Origin of the sequence: Colwellia sp. MB3u-41, assembly GCF_014076845.1 — a bacterium.
GTDB lineage: Bacteria > Pseudomonadota > Gammaproteobacteria > Enterobacterales > Alteromonadaceae > Colwellia_A.
Window position 1 is genome coordinate 39,954 of sequence record NZ_JACGUT010000080.1, and the last position, 15,368, is coordinate 55,321.

Annotated in this window: 15 protein-coding genes; 6 read left to right on the plus strand and 9 right to left on the minus strand. The window is 35.7% G+C overall.

Annotated elements, in window-relative coordinates:
- Positions 1 to 69 precede the first annotated feature (69 nt).
- Complete coding sequence (locus H4J73_RS13365; protein ID WP_182181226.1) at positions 70 to 255, plus strand: hypothetical protein; 186 nt, start codon at positions 70 to 72, stop codon at positions 253 to 255.
- A gap of 50 nt (positions 256 to 305) precedes the next feature.
- Here H4J73_RS13365 and H4J73_RS13370 read toward each other — a convergent pair whose 3' ends face one another.
- Genes H4J73_RS13370 through H4J73_RS13385 form a run of 4 tightly spaced genes read right to left on the minus strand, consistent with a single transcriptional unit; the run spans position 306 to position 3,324 of the window.
- A complete protein-coding gene (locus tag H4J73_RS13370) occupies positions 306 to 779 on the minus strand; it encodes a glycine zipper 2TM domain-containing protein (RefSeq protein ID WP_182181227.1) in 474 nt (157 codons plus the stop codon).
- Positions 780 to 809: 30 nt separating this feature from the next.
- Positions 810 to 1,412: a penicillin-binding protein activator LpoB gene (lpoB, locus tag H4J73_RS13375; RefSeq protein WP_182181228.1), complete on the minus strand. Its 603-nt coding sequence runs from the start codon at positions 1,410 to 1,412 to the stop codon at positions 810 to 812.
- A gap of 39 nt (positions 1,413 to 1,451) precedes the next feature.
- A complete protein-coding gene (locus H4J73_RS13380; protein WP_182181229.1) occupies positions 1,452 to 1,889 on the minus strand; it encodes a YcfL family protein in 438 nt (145 codons plus the stop codon).
- 10 nt (positions 1,890 to 1,899) lie between these two features.
- Positions 1,900 to 3,324: a COG3014 family protein gene (locus tag H4J73_RS13385; RefSeq protein ID WP_259366701.1), complete on the minus strand. Its 1,425-nt coding sequence runs from the start codon at positions 3,322 to 3,324 to the stop codon at positions 1,900 to 1,902.
- A 360-nt stretch (positions 3,325 to 3,684) separates the two neighbouring features.
- Between H4J73_RS13385 and H4J73_RS13390 the strand changes: the two genes are divergently transcribed.
- Together H4J73_RS13390 and H4J73_RS13395 are read left to right on the plus strand one after the other, a co-directional pair.
- Positions 3,685 to 5,871, plus strand: coding sequence for a marine proteobacterial sortase target protein (locus tag H4J73_RS13390; protein ID WP_182224971.1), 2,187 nt, complete (start codon positions 3,685 to 3,687; stop codon positions 5,869 to 5,871).
- A complete protein-coding gene (locus H4J73_RS13395; protein WP_182181231.1) occupies positions 5,855 to 6,412 on the plus strand; it encodes a class GN sortase in 558 nt (185 codons plus the stop codon). Before H4J73_RS13390 ends, H4J73_RS13395 begins: the two co-directional genes overlap by 17 nt.
- On the opposite strand, the gene H4J73_RS13400 is transcribed toward H4J73_RS13395, so the two are convergent.
- Together H4J73_RS13400 and H4J73_RS13405 are read right to left on the minus strand one after the other, a co-directional pair.
- Positions 6,409 to 7,020 carry a hypothetical protein gene (locus H4J73_RS13400; protein WP_182223429.1) on the minus strand — a complete coding sequence of 204 codons (612 nt, stop codon included), beginning with the start codon at positions 7,018 to 7,020 and terminating at the stop codon, positions 6,409 to 6,411. The genes H4J73_RS13395 and H4J73_RS13400 overlap by 4 nt on opposite strands.
- A gap of 5 nt (positions 7,021 to 7,025) precedes the next feature.
- Positions 7,026 to 8,441: a winged helix-turn-helix domain-containing protein gene (locus H4J73_RS13405; protein ID WP_182223430.1), complete on the minus strand. Its 1,416-nt coding sequence runs from the start codon at positions 8,439 to 8,441 to the stop codon at positions 7,026 to 7,028.
- Positions 8,442 to 8,575: 134 nt separating this feature from the next.
- Between H4J73_RS13405 and H4J73_RS13410 the strand changes: the two genes are divergently transcribed.
- Positions 8,576 to 10,396 carry an alpha/beta hydrolase gene (locus tag H4J73_RS13410; RefSeq protein ID WP_182223431.1) on the plus strand — a complete coding sequence of 607 codons (1,821 nt, stop codon included), beginning with the start codon at positions 8,576 to 8,578 and terminating at the stop codon, positions 10,394 to 10,396.
- A gap of 243 nt (positions 10,397 to 10,639) precedes the next feature.
- Here the strand turns inward: H4J73_RS13410 and H4J73_RS13415 are convergent, their stop codons facing one another.
- The 3 genes from H4J73_RS13415 to H4J73_RS13425 form a co-directional block, all read right to left on the minus strand.
- Positions 10,640 to 11,251: an alpha-ketoglutarate-dependent dioxygenase AlkB gene (locus H4J73_RS13415; RefSeq protein ID WP_182181234.1), complete on the minus strand. Its 612-nt coding sequence runs from the start codon at positions 11,249 to 11,251 to the stop codon at positions 10,640 to 10,642.
- A 70-nt stretch (positions 11,252 to 11,321) separates the two neighbouring features.
- Complete coding sequence (locus H4J73_RS13420; RefSeq protein WP_182181235.1) at positions 11,322 to 11,924, minus strand: DUF938 domain-containing protein; 603 nt, start codon at positions 11,922 to 11,924, stop codon at positions 11,322 to 11,324.
- Complete coding sequence (locus H4J73_RS13425) at positions 11,917 to 13,119, minus strand: GNAT family N-acetyltransferase (protein ID WP_259366699.1); 1,203 nt, start codon at positions 13,117 to 13,119, stop codon at positions 11,917 to 11,919. Before H4J73_RS13425 ends, H4J73_RS13420 begins: the two co-directional genes overlap by 8 nt.
- Positions 13,120 to 13,326: 207 nt before the next feature.
- Here H4J73_RS13425 and H4J73_RS13430 point away from each other — a divergent pair, with 207 nt between their 5' ends.
- Together H4J73_RS13430 and H4J73_RS13435 are read left to right on the plus strand one after the other, a co-directional pair.
- Positions 13,327 to 13,497 (plus strand): hypothetical protein, encoded by a 171-nt coding sequence (locus tag H4J73_RS13430; RefSeq protein ID WP_182181236.1) that lies wholly within the window; start codon positions 13,327 to 13,329, stop codon positions 13,495 to 13,497.
- Positions 13,498 to 14,000: 503 nt separating this feature from the next.
- The gene (locus tag H4J73_RS13435; RefSeq protein ID WP_182181237.1) at positions 14,001 to 15,221 is read left to right on the plus strand and encodes a response regulator; all 1,221 of its coding nucleotides are present in this window, start codon (positions 14,001 to 14,003) and stop codon (positions 15,219 to 15,221) included.
- Positions 15,222 to 15,368 lie beyond the last annotated feature (147 nt).

The following is a 15,368-nucleotide window of genomic DNA, read 5'->3' on the forward strand; positions in this document are numbered from 1 at the left end:
CAAAATAAAATTTAGCTTTTTTACCTCTATTATCTATACTTAGTCAAATGTTATTGATGGAGTAATAATATGAGAAGAATCCCTCCTTCACTGGTCAAAACATGGATATTTCTTATTAAAAGTAAAGATCCACGACTCGCAAAACAAAAGTTTTGTGCTTATAGAAAAATCAGGGAGCTGTTTGGTAATAGCGATATTGCACAATTGTATATTGAACAATATATTGATCGAGATATCGAAGTCGTCATTATTTAAAAGAGCAAACGAGTAGCCATTAAGTTAATCCCTACTCGTCTGTAAACTCTCTACATTTGCTTATCAAGTCGTACCGAACCGTTTTCCAGATAGATAAGTCGAATAGCATCGTTACGTTGGAAAATCATTTTTGAGTCTAAGTATTGCACAACCATAAACAACTTACCTTCCTCTGTTTTTATCATTAACTCGACTAAATGAAGGGTCTTGCGTTGATATTGAGGGTTTTTGCTATGACTAATAGCCCCCCCTAACAAGGCACCAAGAACCGTTGCAACGTCTCGTCCATTGCCACTACCGAATTGATTTCCAATCGCGCCACCGATAAGTGCGCCACCAAAAACTTCCCACCCCTTATTTTTATCTTCTATGAGCTCTTCTTCAGTAATATTTCTTACTGATTGAACAGTCCCGAACAAGACTTTTTTAACAGGAACCGCTTTGTTCCTGTCATAATCAGCATTCGCTGGTATACTTAATAAAACAGTCAATAGACATAAACAAGAAAATAGAATTGTTTTCACAATATCCTCCTTAAATGATTAATGGCGGTGTTACCAACCTACCGATTCTTTCGCTTTAGTTTTACGTATCTCAGTTTCATCTGCCCATTCAACAAGTCCACTTTCTAAATCCATTAAACGTAAAGTAAATTTATAATAAACATCAGATTTGTCTTTGTTAGATTTCACAATGCTTGATAAATTGCCATAAAGCATATACTCAGCACCTATTTGCTTACCAAACTGCACGGCTTTGCTTGTATCAACCATACCACCACCTTGTTGAAATTTGATTTGTTCACGAGCAGCTTCTACTCGACCCATATCAACAAACCGAAATTTCCCTGAACGTAACAATTTAGTAGAAATAGAATCAGTTATTGACTCTGTATCGATGTGCTCGCTCGTTTTATTTTTAATGCGCTCAACAAACATTATTGGCCGTTTATTTTGCGTTAACGTACCAACAACAGGTGATAATAATAGAGAGTCTGTCATATCTCCTGCTACTTTTTGTAAATCGGTAGAGCCAAAGTTAATGTCTGTTGTTTCAACAGCCGTAGCATCACCATAGCGAACAACCGATTTTTGTGCGCAACCAGCAACCATCGTAATAGCTAAGCCAACAGTCGTAGCAATAATTAATTTTTTCATTTGTACTTCCTTAATAAATAACGTAATAATTTTAAATTTTTAGTATCTGTATGCCTTTTCGGGAACCTCCCTCACATAGACAGTAAATGAAGCAACTTGATCATTTGGTGCGAGTCCTTTTAGGATTGTCGACTGAAAACCATGTAATTCAACTGGCTGCCACGGTGTTTTTCGTGATTCTACAACAAAACCTTGCACATCAAACCAGTTAAAATGATATTGCAATTTCAGAGACTTTTTATAAGTACTTTTAAGTGCTACGTTAACCTCTAATAAGCCGTTTGCCTTTCTAGACTTAACATCGACAATTTTTAGTTGTTGCCCCAATTTAGGATTATGTACTTCTAAATGCTTTGAAAAGTCATCGCCTTGCGTCATCTCACTGGTGCCTGCTCCTGATGTTATGGGCATTGCACAGCCAAATAAAATAAGCGAACTGATAATAATAAACGCTGAAAGACTAATGAAATTTTTCATACTCTTCTCCTTACATATTTATAGTTTGATAACCGGTGTAATCGCCTATTGCGGTAAAATTAATTAAAGTGGTTTTATTCTTCGTAACCTCAACATTAATCACTTCTTTTTTACCTGCAAACGAAATTACTAATGTCTTATGCCCTGCCTCAATATTATTTATTCTCATTATTTGTACATTGTCAGGTAAGCTAGACCAACTTCGCGTGTCTGCTTTTTCCGATGCTATATTATAAAGGCTTGCTAAAATATTACCGACATCCCCTCCAGACTTACTCAAATTATGACGTATTTGTTCTTTGGCAACTAAACGGATCGCTTGTCTTGTCACTAATCCTGGTAATTTTTCTTGCAAATCTTTACTCGCTAAGGACTGAAGTCTAACAATTTCTTGTGATAGATAACTTTTCTCATCAAGACGAATATTCAGTGGCATTAATGTTGATAAACTGCCCCGATATACGGGTAAAGCAAAAGTAAAAAATTTAAAATCAGCGCGAGTATTAAAAACAGGTAAATTCAAACTGGCTTCCTGCTTTGCGCTGACAATACCTTGTTCAAAAATAACAACTATTTGACCTGAGTTTTCTTGATTTACCGCTTGGTACGGTCCGAATTTCTGTTCAAAGCGCGTATAATCTTCATGCATGCCTAATTTTTTTGCCAAGCGCAGTACATCTTGTTGCAAATAAGTATTATTTGGATAAATTTCTATTGCCCGTTTGTAATCAATATACGCATCATTAGGCTGTTTACCTGCTTCGTACAGCAAACCTGAGAGATAAAAAGTAAAAGCATTTTGAAAACTATTTTTAACCTCTCCAATTAAGCCAGCCATTGATGGATAATTTGTGTTTAATTCATTTGCGTTAAGACCTTTATCAGCCATAGCTTCTTGAGCTTTGTAAAGTTCGGCTTGGTTTGTTTTTAGCGCATTTTCTTGAACTAAATTAGCACGCCGAACTTCGACTAAAGCGCCTTCTAACCGCCCTTGATATAAATAATTCAAAGCTTGATAAGAATGCAGCATACCTTGTTCGTATGAAGGAATTTCATACCCAATAGCATTATCATTAGTCACCACTGCACTGACCTTTTGAAGCCCATTACTTATTTGTATTTTTGCCGCTTGCTCTTGTGCCTGCACCTGCTGGTAGGCTATTTCAAAACTCTTTTGACTCGCTACCCAATTATTATTAAGGAACTGCAAGCGTGCTTTCTCTAATTGACTCAAGCCATAATTATTATGATGCTTATTAACAGATACAATCGATGTTTCTGCGGTAACAAACTCACCTTTTAACTGGGCTAAACGAGAAGGTTGCATTTGCTGACTGTAACCAAAAAATAAGTCACTCATTCCTATAGATGTGCAGCCAACAAGCATTGCTACTGAAAACATAAGACAAATTTTTATTGATAAATTTTTAAGCATAAAGTCTTTCAAGTAACCCTAAATTGTTGAGGATATGATAACACTTAATTAACCACTCCTACTCTTCATTAGCTAAGCGGTAAAATTAATACTAAACAGTAAATTAGGCAATATAAAAATTGTGAGTAAATTGTAAGAATTCTGTAATTTTTGATCAATATTTACTGATAGGTAATCATTAGCGCTTAAATTTCGCCCCGTACTTAGCCAATTTATTACGCTTGGTGTTGCTCACGTGCAACAAAAACCTTATCTGCCATATTTTAAACATATTTTGTCAGTACTTCGCCCTTATACTGCCCGCACTAACACTCAATGCTTTGTTTAAATACCCACACCACATAAAAACAAGAGCAAAGCATGTTCTCTTCTAAAAAAAGCCTAAAATTTGTAGATTATCAAGACTCCTATTATTACCGACAACAGCGTAAAAAGCGTCGTAATAAATGGTTGAAAATATCACTTATATTATTACTTATCGGGTTTTTCGCCCTATTTTTCATACCATTCGCACAAAGTAATAATATGGATATGGACAAAATGATAGCGAATGATAATTCGCTCATTGAGGGGCCTCAACTGCATTTTGAACACCCTAACCCAACAATGCGTGCAACGTTTCCTGTTGATATTAAGGCCGACGTTGAAATTAATGGTTTGGTGGCTCATGTAACAATGCAACAAACATTCATTAACCCTCATGCGATTACCTTAGAGGGGGCCTATCAATTTCCCTTACCGGAAGGTGCCGCGGTAAAAAAATTACTAATAAGCGTTGGTGATAAAGAGATAGTGGGTAAAATAATGGAAAAAGAAACAGCAAGAGCTGTTTATAAAAAAGCGAAAACAAAAGGTAAAAAAGCAAGTTTAGTTGAACAACATCGTCCTAATTTATTTATGAATAAAATAGCAAACATCCCTGCACAATCAACTGTTGTTGTGACTTTAACTTTCATTATGCCCGTATCTTATCATCAAAATAAATTCAATTTTCGCCTGCCTCTTGCTATAACAAAAAGGTATCAACCACTTTCATACCATCAAATAACTGATGGTCCCAAGAAAAACCCAACGACAAGTTCAACGACAAGTTCAACACTACATTATCCGCCAATAGCTCGCAGTCAATCATCAATAACTATTAAGTTAACTGCTGGCGTTGCTATTACCTCTATCTTCAGTGCGAGTCATCAAATAACAATGCGCCCGTTAAATAGTGATCAAAACGGTTTTTATATTACGTTAAAAAAAGCGCCCGTGGTGTCTAATAAAAGCTTTACTTTAAGCTGGCAGTTATTGCCAAGCGTTCAAGCTCAAGTCAGCAGCTTTTCGCAAGAAATTTCAGGGGAACATTATACTTTACTCACATTCTTTCCGCCAAAATTAGACCAAGCACAAGTCATTGCACGAGATATTATTTTTATCATTGATACTTCAGGTTCAATGCAAGGTCCCTCGATTGAACAAGCGAAAGCAAGTTTAAAGCTAGCGATATTACAACTTAACGAAAAAGACAGCTTTAATATCATCGCTTTCGATGACGAAACTCAATTATTGTTTCCCTTCACTACCATGGCTACAGAAAAAAATATTACAACCGCACAGCAATTTATTAGCGAATTGACGGCCGATGGCGGCACTGAAATGTATCGACCACTGAGTAACGCCTTAATAATGAAAAAAAGTGCAATGCAATCAGCAAAAGCTATTCGCCAGATAGTCTTTATGACTGATGGTGCTGTCGCTAACGAATTTGAGCTTATGCAGCTACTGAGCAACGCTCAAGGAAATTTTCGTTTATATACCGTAGGCATTGGTGGCGCACCTAATGGCTATTTTATGAAGAAAGCGGCTCAGTTTGGTAGAGGGAGTTATGTATTTATACAAAATAACAAAGAAATTGAAGTAAAAATGAGCGCGTTCATGAAAAAAATAAGTCGACCAGCAATCACGAACATTGAATTAATACTTGATAATCAAGTTCATCAATACGTTGAAGTTTATCCTAAAAAGATCCCTGACTTGTATTTCGGTGAGCCATTGCAAGTTGCACTTAAATCCCAGTTTCCTATGACGAGTATCCAATTATCGGGAAATACAGCATCGGCGCCTTGGTACCAACAATTAATTATTAATAGCCAGCAATCATTCAAAGGTACTTCAACACTTTGGGCTCGAAGAAAAATAGAGAGTTTGCTCGATAGTCTAGTCAGTGGAGCTAATAGCCAACAGGTAAAATCAGCCGTTATTAGTACATCGCTAGATCATCAAATAATTTCTCCGTACACCAGTTTTATCGCCGTAGAAAAACAACCCCAAACTACGTTGTTACTCGCTAAAAAAAGCTTATCAGCTATTGAAAAAGCTAAATACAGTGTGATCCAAGCCCACGAGAGTTTGCGGGTTGCTATGCCGCAAACAGCTATAGGTTGGCAGTTGCAATTTATGCTCGGCCTCTCGATATTATTATTGGTCATCCTCTATGACTTTACCTGGCTCGCAAGTAAACGCTTCAAATGGAGGTTTCGCCGTGCAAAGCATCATTAAAACCTCACTGCTTGTTATCGGTAGCTTACTTTGTCTCCATGCCAGTTGGTTACCCACCAAAGGATGGCTATCTCAACAATTAATGAGTTACAGTTGGCATCAAAGCATTGATTTAAAGCAAAAAATTAAACCTTGGCCTTGGGCTGACACTTACCCAATTGCAGAACTTTTATTTCAACGTTTAAACAAACGTGTTGTCGTGCTTAACGGCGGAGATGCCACCACATTGGCTTTTTCAGTCGGTGCCATTGCCCCTTTTAATCAAACCATGAGTAAGCAACCACTTGTGGTTGCCGGACATCGAGATAGTCACTTTTCATTTCTCGACGAGGTATTTATCAACGATATAATTTCATTGACTGACGAAAATGGTCAAAACCAGCGTTATCACGTTGAAACGATTGATATTATTGACGCTTCAGCAGGCTATCTACCAATTTCAGCCAATGACTCGCAGTTAATTTTAATCACTTGCTACCCTTTTACAAATACATCGATCAACAGCAATGAAAGGTATGTGATAACCGCACTAAAAATCTAAAATTCATATTGATAAATATCCCCTTCAATCGGTTTTAGCCGTACCCAGAAAATATTTAATTGGTCAGGCGACACTACATATTGGTGAACAAAATCATGAGGTTTTGTCATCAATAATTGTTCTTCACCCGTTTCAATGTCATGCTGCCAAATCCCCGTAGCTTTTCGGTAAAAATACAGTTGGTTATTAATAACCTGCCAATTAAGCCAATTGATGCGATTAAAATCTTCAATTACAAGCCATTCTGTTGGCTCTGCTAGTTTTTTACGCCACAAACCGTCTACAGTAAACTTAGAATAATAAAGATACTGCCCAATAATTCTGCCACTGTATCCACCAGAATAAGTCAGTTGACTATGCTTATTCGTAGCGCGTTGGTATAACCATAACTGCCAATGTCCAGAATGGTTGCTACTATAGATAATGTCTTCTTTATTACGCTTATCATAGTTGGCAACATAACTACTTTTTGGCTCAGAAAATACCGCTTCAGAAACACCTTTTTCGAGATCTAACTCAAAAACGACACCATGTTTAGTAAATAATACACGTTTCCCGTCGTCAGACAGTTCATAGCGAACGAACTGCAAATCAAAGGGTAATTTCACATCAATTAAGTTGCTTCGCTGCCTTCTATTTTCCACCAATGATGACTCTTGTAACGCGTTGACAACACTAATTTTGTATTAGCTTGCATGCGCGGCAGTAGCTCTGCTCGTGCACTTTGTTGCCAAACGACATCACGATTATTGTGAATGTCATATTTCACAATTTCACTAACAATACTGGAACTACTCACTAATAATGAAGGCGCTTTCATACTTGGAATAACCGCTAATGAGTTAATTTTGAATGCTAGTTGTTTTAATGGCTGGTATCGGCTGTCAGCGTTTAAAACATAAAGATTATTATTATCTGCAATAATTAATGCACTTTTATTTGGATGCCAAACAAGGTTACTCACCCGCAGATCTACCGTATATTCTGCCACTTGAAATTCTGCTTCGTTAATAATGATTTTGGATTTATTTTCATTAATATAACGAATAATAGCTAAGTGATTATTTTGACTATTATAAGAGAAGTGAAAATCACCCTTGGTATTATCTTTACTGCTTGGATTTGTTATTTGTCTTAATCGGCTAGTCTTTATATTATAACTAAATACTTGGTATGGATGAGATTTACTGAAACGCTTATTAAAATAAAAGGTATCATTTTGTCCCCAAACTAATGAGGTTGGTGGCTCATCGCAGGTAAATAATGTGTGCTTTTCCTTTGTTAATACATCATAAACCGCCATTGAACACTGATTATCAATGGTTGTTGAAAAAACAATATTTTTTCCATTGCCATTAATTGCCGCAAAGGCATTCATTAACACAAGCTGTTTAGTATGTGTTTTAGAGTCGTATAAATACACCGATTGTTTGTTGTTTTCATCTAAATGATGAAATAATATTTTATCACCAGATTCGGTTGTTGAAAGCTGATACTCCCATCCTTTCAAACCAATTAATGGCCCACTGACTAACGAAAGGTTACTTTGATGAGTAAAACTGTTCAGCTTAAATGAATCGTTCAAAAATACCATGTTCACCAGTAAGGCAATTATCACCAGTAAGGCAATTACCATAAAACTGATCGATTTCAAGCTAAACATTGCTTTTATTACCGGGGCATTTTTGGCTGATTTTGTTTCAACTTCAGTTGTTTCTTGCTCAGTTTCAAGCACTTTGGCTATTAATCGATAACCTTGAGTTTGCACTGTTTCAACAACAGCTTCATCGGTTAATGCCGAAAAGTGTCCACGTAATAGAGACACCGTTCTATTAATAGCTCCGTCACCAACAATACGATTGTTCCATACTTTTACTATCAGTTGATCACGCGTGACAATTTGACCGTCAGCAGCTAACAACGTTGTTAATAAGTTGAAAACTTTGGGTTCAAGATTTCGACTTTGAGTACCATTTTTTAGTATTCTCTGCTTTACATCGAATATAACATTGGCGATATGAACAGCCATAAAATCTCTATGATATTGAAATAACTTTATATTTTAAAAGATAACATAAACATATTAAAAACATAAGCTCGATCTGTTTATGCTGAAATAAATAGATGATTTGCTAGAACCCCTATCTAAAAAGAGTAAAGACAATGCGTTTATATGTATACATTTCATTAAAAACAGTCGTCATTATGTGGCTACTTTTAGGCTGTAATAGTAACGAAAAAAATTCGACCGCGAGTATTACAACTTCGCAATTAAATGATAAAACAAAAATAACATTAAGCGATAGAAGTTATTATATCGCCACACCCAATACAAACTTTGATCCTCAAAAATCTTATAAACTGTTACTTGCGTTTCACGGCTCTATGCAGGGCGCAAAAAGCATGCGAAGTTTGACTAAATTTGAATTTGCTTCAGACAATTATATTGTCGTTTACCCGCAGTCAAAAGTAGAAGAGTGGAATGAAGGTTGTCATTGTAATAAACCGCACCGTTTAGGCATTGACGACCTTCGTTTTGTTGAAGATGTAGTGGCTGATGTAAAAACGAAGTTCAATATTATTGACGATGAACTTTACGCAGTAGGTTTCTCTCAAGGCGGGCTTTTCACCCAAAATTTGATGTGTAACAGTAAACTAAATTTTAATTCGATAGCCTCTGTTGCTTCACCTATGTCAGATAATCTTTCTCTGCAATGTCAAATTGAACATAGCACTAATTACTTGATGGTCCATGGTAAAAAGGATACCACGTTGCCATTTGAAGGATTAATACATTCAAATTTTGGACTGATTTCAAGTGAATCGGCCATTCATTTAATCGCCAAAGAAAACAACATTGATGCTGATGTAGAATTTGAAAAAAGTAACGATATTTCAAAGTATACCTTTAAAAATGAGTCCCATATTAATCAACTAGTCGCTATTGAAGATGGTGGCCATAGTTGGGCATTTACTCATTTTGATACGACCAAACAAGTGATTAACTTTTTTGATTCAGTGAGTAAAAAAAAGTTCGATAAACACACTAGTTTATACCGGATAGAAAAAGAGCATAGCAAAGATGTAAATGTGCGAAGCATGGGGCTTGAACATTCCGGACCCGCTATTATTCTCCTGTCAGGATTTAATAAAAATTATCATAGTGACAGTGCATGGTATTCGCTATTACAACCTTTAATTGCCAGAACCAATCGTGTGCATGTTATAGAACGTTACGGTAATGGCTTTAGTAGTTTAGTTGAACAACCTTCTTATGCATCGTTTGCACCGGCATTAGATAAAACACTTGCCATACTTAATGAAGACGAGTTCATTATGGTTAGTTTCGCCAGCGCAAATATATTAGCTCATGTATGGCAGAACTCTCAAACCTTACAAGTCACAGACCATCTTAAAGGCATGGTTTGGATTGACCCCGACATTTTATTACCACATTCTATCGCCCTTTACCAAGACTGGCCTGTCTCTTGGTATCGAAAAGCTGGGGATACGTTAATCGAACATATTCAACAAGGTAATTGGACACAAAAAACGTTAGATAAACTCAACGATGAGCGTTCAACAATCAACGAACTCATCCCTTTAGACTACAAGGATATGATGGATTGGTCATATTTTGATTTAATCAGCCAAGGCAGAGCAGATATTGATAAACAACTTATTCGAGCGAAAGAAATCATCAACTATCATGACGACTTAGCCGCCGTATTAGGCAGTAAAATGTCAACATCAATTCCAATCACGGTAATTGACACTGACTTTGAATCTCATGATATAAAAAATGCAGAACCAGAGTATCTTGATACTTTATTGTTATGGCAGCAAGAAGGATCACAGTGGAGTCAATTCATCAGCAAAGCATCGGGAGGTCAATATGTTCCACTAATAAATAGTGATCATATGGCGGTATTTCAGCATCCTGATGAAATTATAAAAACGATATTACACTTGGAAAATAACTAACATCGCTAACATAACAACAAGTACATAAATTTACCCTCACATCCATAGTGCAAGGTGTGAGGGGAATTAACGTTCAGAGCACTTAACATCAACATAGCACTGACATAATATTAACTTGCATTAAGGCTGTATAATCAGTTGTATTAAACGGAGCGTCAAATCTACTTTATCGCCGTATCAACAACCTTACTCTATATTGCTATAACTTAGCTTATTATCGAAAATTGCAGTGTAAACACGACATTAATCATCAACAATAGTTCTGAACGTTAGATTTATTCTTGCGTCTTTTATCAACTTACTCGGTGGTAAACGATGCAACCAATGCTGTTGGGTAACCCCTTTCATCACTAATAAACTGCCTGTTTTCAAGGGTAATGCAATCACTTTTTTTGATTGTTTATGCTTAAAAGCGAATTTTCTTTCGACACCAAAACTCAACGAAGCAATAGCACCTAACTCTTGTAAATTCTTTTCCCCATCACTATGCCATGCCATACCCTCTTCCCCGTTGTGATAAAGGTTAAGCAGGCAAGAATTATAGGTTTCACCGGTATGTTGTTCAACAAGAGCTTTCAAGGAAAGTAACACGGGTGAAAAAGGTAAAGCGGTTCTCATGATGTTTGAGTAGGTATAACGAAAACTTTTTTCAGCATACCAAGCAACCTTTCTTTTAGTTTCGATAAGTTTACCAAAGACTATCGCTTTGTCGCACTGCCAATCGCTATGATTAAGCAAGCAGCTGAAATAATAATCACAGTCGAGTAATGACATAACTTCGCCAAAATAATGGACCTCGCCATCGTAAGGTAAAAGATTAATCGGTTGTTCTAATAAGGTGGGGAATAAGTTCATGGCTCTACTATTATACCTCGTATGCAAAGTTTAGCTGTTTATATGACAACATCAGTTTTTGACGCGTATCTTATTTTTTTGATAAAACTAATAAACGATTATTCGCTGGCATTACATGATCATCAACTAAATGAAGGCCCGCTGAAGTTGCTAATAATAAAATGGCTTCTATATCGCGAATACCACTATTTATATCTCTTTCCTTAAGCCAAAGATCAAAATTAGCATTGCTTTCGCTAGAAAATCTGCCTTGATAGTTAAAGGGCCCATAGATACAGACATTTGCTTTAGCCGTTAAGTTTTGTGCAAGGCCCTCAAAAAATTTAATCACCAAGGGCCAACTGATTATATGCAATGTGTTAGCGGTATATACGCTATCAAACCGCATATTTTTATTAGGCACAGGCCAGTCGTGATTTAAGTCAACAACAATAGGCCTTTGTACATTAGTCGCTGGTGTTTCATCTAACCACGTATTAATACCTTGATGGTTTATTAATAGATCACTGGTTTGCCATATTAAATGGGGTAAATACTGACCAAAATAAACAGCATGTTGCCCAGTGCCTGAACCAATTTCTAGCACATGCTTATTGCTTGAAAACACTTTTTTCAAAACATTTAAAATGGGTGATTTATTATTGTCACATGCTTGAGAAAAGGGCTTATTCATTATGTTTTTTTAACACCTGTTTAAAAGGTAATAATTGCTGACATTGTTGTTGATACATTAGCATATGCTTTTGCTCTTGTTGACAAAACGCTTTAATTGCCTCTTTAAAAGCAGGATGTTTTATCCAGTGGTAAGAGTACGTTAAAATGGGTTCAAAACCTCTTTGAATTTTGTGTTCACCTTGTGTGCCGGGATTAAAAACCTTCAAGTTATGCTGAATGCAGAATTCGATACCTCGATAATAACAAAGCTCAAAATGTAAATTATTATAGTGTCGAGTGCAGCCCCAATAACGCCCATATAAATGCGTATCATCATAAAAAAATAGCGCGCAAGCGATATCTTCTTGGTCATGACTGGCAATAATCAATAGAATATTATCCGTCATGTTAAGCAATATTTGCTTAAAAAACGCAGAGTTCAAGTGAGGTTGATGGCCTCTTTTTAAATAGGTTAGTTGGTACGTTAAATAAAAAAAGTCGAGATCTTTTTCTGTTATTTCATTTTTTTTCAGCTGACGTATTTCAATACCTTGATCGAGAATTGATAACCTTTCTTTACGAGTATTCTTTCTTTTACGCGAAGTAAAAGTATGCAGAAAATCATCAAATGTTTTATAACCGTAATTAGACCAATGAAATTGCACGGTATTACGCTGGTAAACATCTTTAGGCAGGGGGGCCTTTATTTCTTTACAATACAAAATATGCCAGCTATTAATATTTTTTCGCTGACAATGCTCCATTAATGACTGAAATAATGCCTTTATTTCAACCTGTGAAGAGAGTAATTTATCGCTACTCACTGGTGTAAAAGGAATGGTAGCCACTAATTTAGGGTAATAATGAATATTATTTCGTTTATAAGCATCTGCCCAGTCCCAGTCAAAAACATATTCCCCCCACGAATGGCTTTTCAAGTACATCGGCATGATCGCCGTTACTTCATTTTCAGTGGTTACGACCAAATGATGGGCTTGCCAACCTTGTTCAGTACTTACCGATTGGCTTTTTTCAAGCGCCTTAAAAAACTCATAAGAAAGAAAGGGACAAGATGAATCCTTTAAATGCTGCCAATCACCCGCATTTATCTTCTCAATGTCATTAATAAAATCAATTTTTAGCTCAGTATTCAAGTGTATTTTTCTCACCAACGATGGCTGTTTATAATTTAATGCCTGTAAGGTTACCGCCAAGTCGAGTCTTATTAAAGAAATTTTAAAAGGTAAGGTTTATTTCATCAATCTACTCAAATATAGCTAGCACTCCTATAATAAGCTTGGTGCACTACAAAACAAAGTATTTATAAAAAGTAACCGCAATAAAAGCAACGTACAATACTAGGATTTATTGACTGACGCTTATACAATACCGGAAAATATTAAATAAAGGTTGAGCTAGCGGTGTCAGAAAAAGTCATTAAATTCGAATTTGAGAAACATAATAAAAACAGTGTTCGATATAAAGAAGTACCAGAAAATGGCATGCCGCCTATTTTAGGATCTATTTACGTGCAAAAGTGGTTTGCTGGCGACAGTAAAAATATTGAAGTGACGATTACAACAAAAGATTAATAAATACATCAAACTAAAAGTAACCCTATTCCATCGCTCAATGAGGCAATGCCGTTTTATGGAAAAGAACGACTGAAGTTAAACGTATACTGAGCGACGATTGCCAATAGCTAATTGATACCATGGTGTTGGCGATAACGGATGGTGTCAGTATTACTGCCCCAAAAATCCATCACAGTGTACGTATTTCATTATATGTTCAAAGCCTAATACGCGATATCCTAAAACGTCATTAATGACGTCAACCGCTGTCATTAACCCTGAAAAAAATTCTCGTTGTAGCCTTCTCCCTCATAATTTAACATTTAATCTTCATATATTGAACGACTTCATGATATGAAAGATATCCAAAGTATTGATAACAATGTTGGGTTATACTCATATTAGCAAGGAAGGTATAAATGCTAACTTATATTCGATAAATGTAAGTACCTTAAAATTAATAATAAAATGTCGAACTTAGTGAAGTTAAGAGTAGATTTTTGGCTTAAGGAGTAGAGCAATTGCAACATCACAACATTATTTTATATACCGCTGAGCGTGGCGATAGCGAGTTATTAATTAAAGTCTTAATTGATCACTTTGATAAAGTACTGGTCGTTACCGCTTTATCTGCACTTGAAAATCAGCTTCAAGATGAAACACCTAAAATAATTCTTATCGATACAACCACTTTTCAACGATCTTTAATGATCTATTATAGTTCGCTTAAATCTGTATTAGTAAAGCCAACTTGTGAGCACTTTATTATCTCTGTTATTTCTGCAGGGGAAGAAAATGAAGCATATGAAGCTTACGAGAATGATATTATTGATGATTATATAATTACAAATCCACTTTATGAGAAAAAACGTGCGGTTGTTGTGTGTTCAAATTTACTGGCTAAACTCGGAGTAGGTCTGAAAAAAAGTGTGGCATTAGAATATATTTATCAAAAAGAGTCTTACGCAAAAGAAATTAGAGAAACTGTACTGCATGGCCTAGAGCTAAAGGAAAAGCTTAGACTGTCTTTTGAAGAAAGTATTACCGACGTTGAAAATTCTATTAACAAAGCCACAGAACAAATTAAATGTCATCACAATGTTGACATTAACCTTGGTGTTGTTAAAAATATTTTAGCGTCAATACGCTCTGACGAAATTCGCCCCAGATTGGTAGAATTACAAAATAAAGCATTAGATTTGTTAAGTGGATTAATTAATGCGCTGGAAAATAACGCTCAAAATAATAATGATATTAACCCGCCAACGTCTTTTAACAAACTTTACAATGCAAGTAGTGAGAATGCTGAGAAAGAACTAGAGAAGATACAAAATAATAACAATTCGCGTATTATTAAATTGTTATTAGTAGAAGATGATCCCATTAGCATACATTTAACAAATACTTTACTGAATAAATATAAGCTAGATGTCAAAACCGCTAGTACCGGAAGAACAGCATTGCTTGCTCTTAACAATATACATTTCGATATTGTTTTGCTCGATGTTAGCCTACCAGATACTAACGGGTTATATCTTTTGGGCCAAATGAAACAAACCAATGGAAAAAATCTTGATACACCGTTGATCATGTTAACAGGCAATAAGAATAAACAAATAGTTAAAAAAGCGATTGAATTAGGCGCTAAAGGCTATTTAATTAAACCTTTAACCCAAAACATTATATCTAAGCTGTTTAAGGAAAATAATATTCCTTTAATTGAAAATACAATTAAGCCGTAAGGTTTTTGTGAATAGTACGCTCAAAAATCAACCGCCCCCTTACTTACTTATTTATTATTTATAACTATAAATAATAAATCATAAATAACTTTGACCACTTTCTCTTTAAGCAAGTAATTGACGATAGTATTAGTCATTAGTCATTAG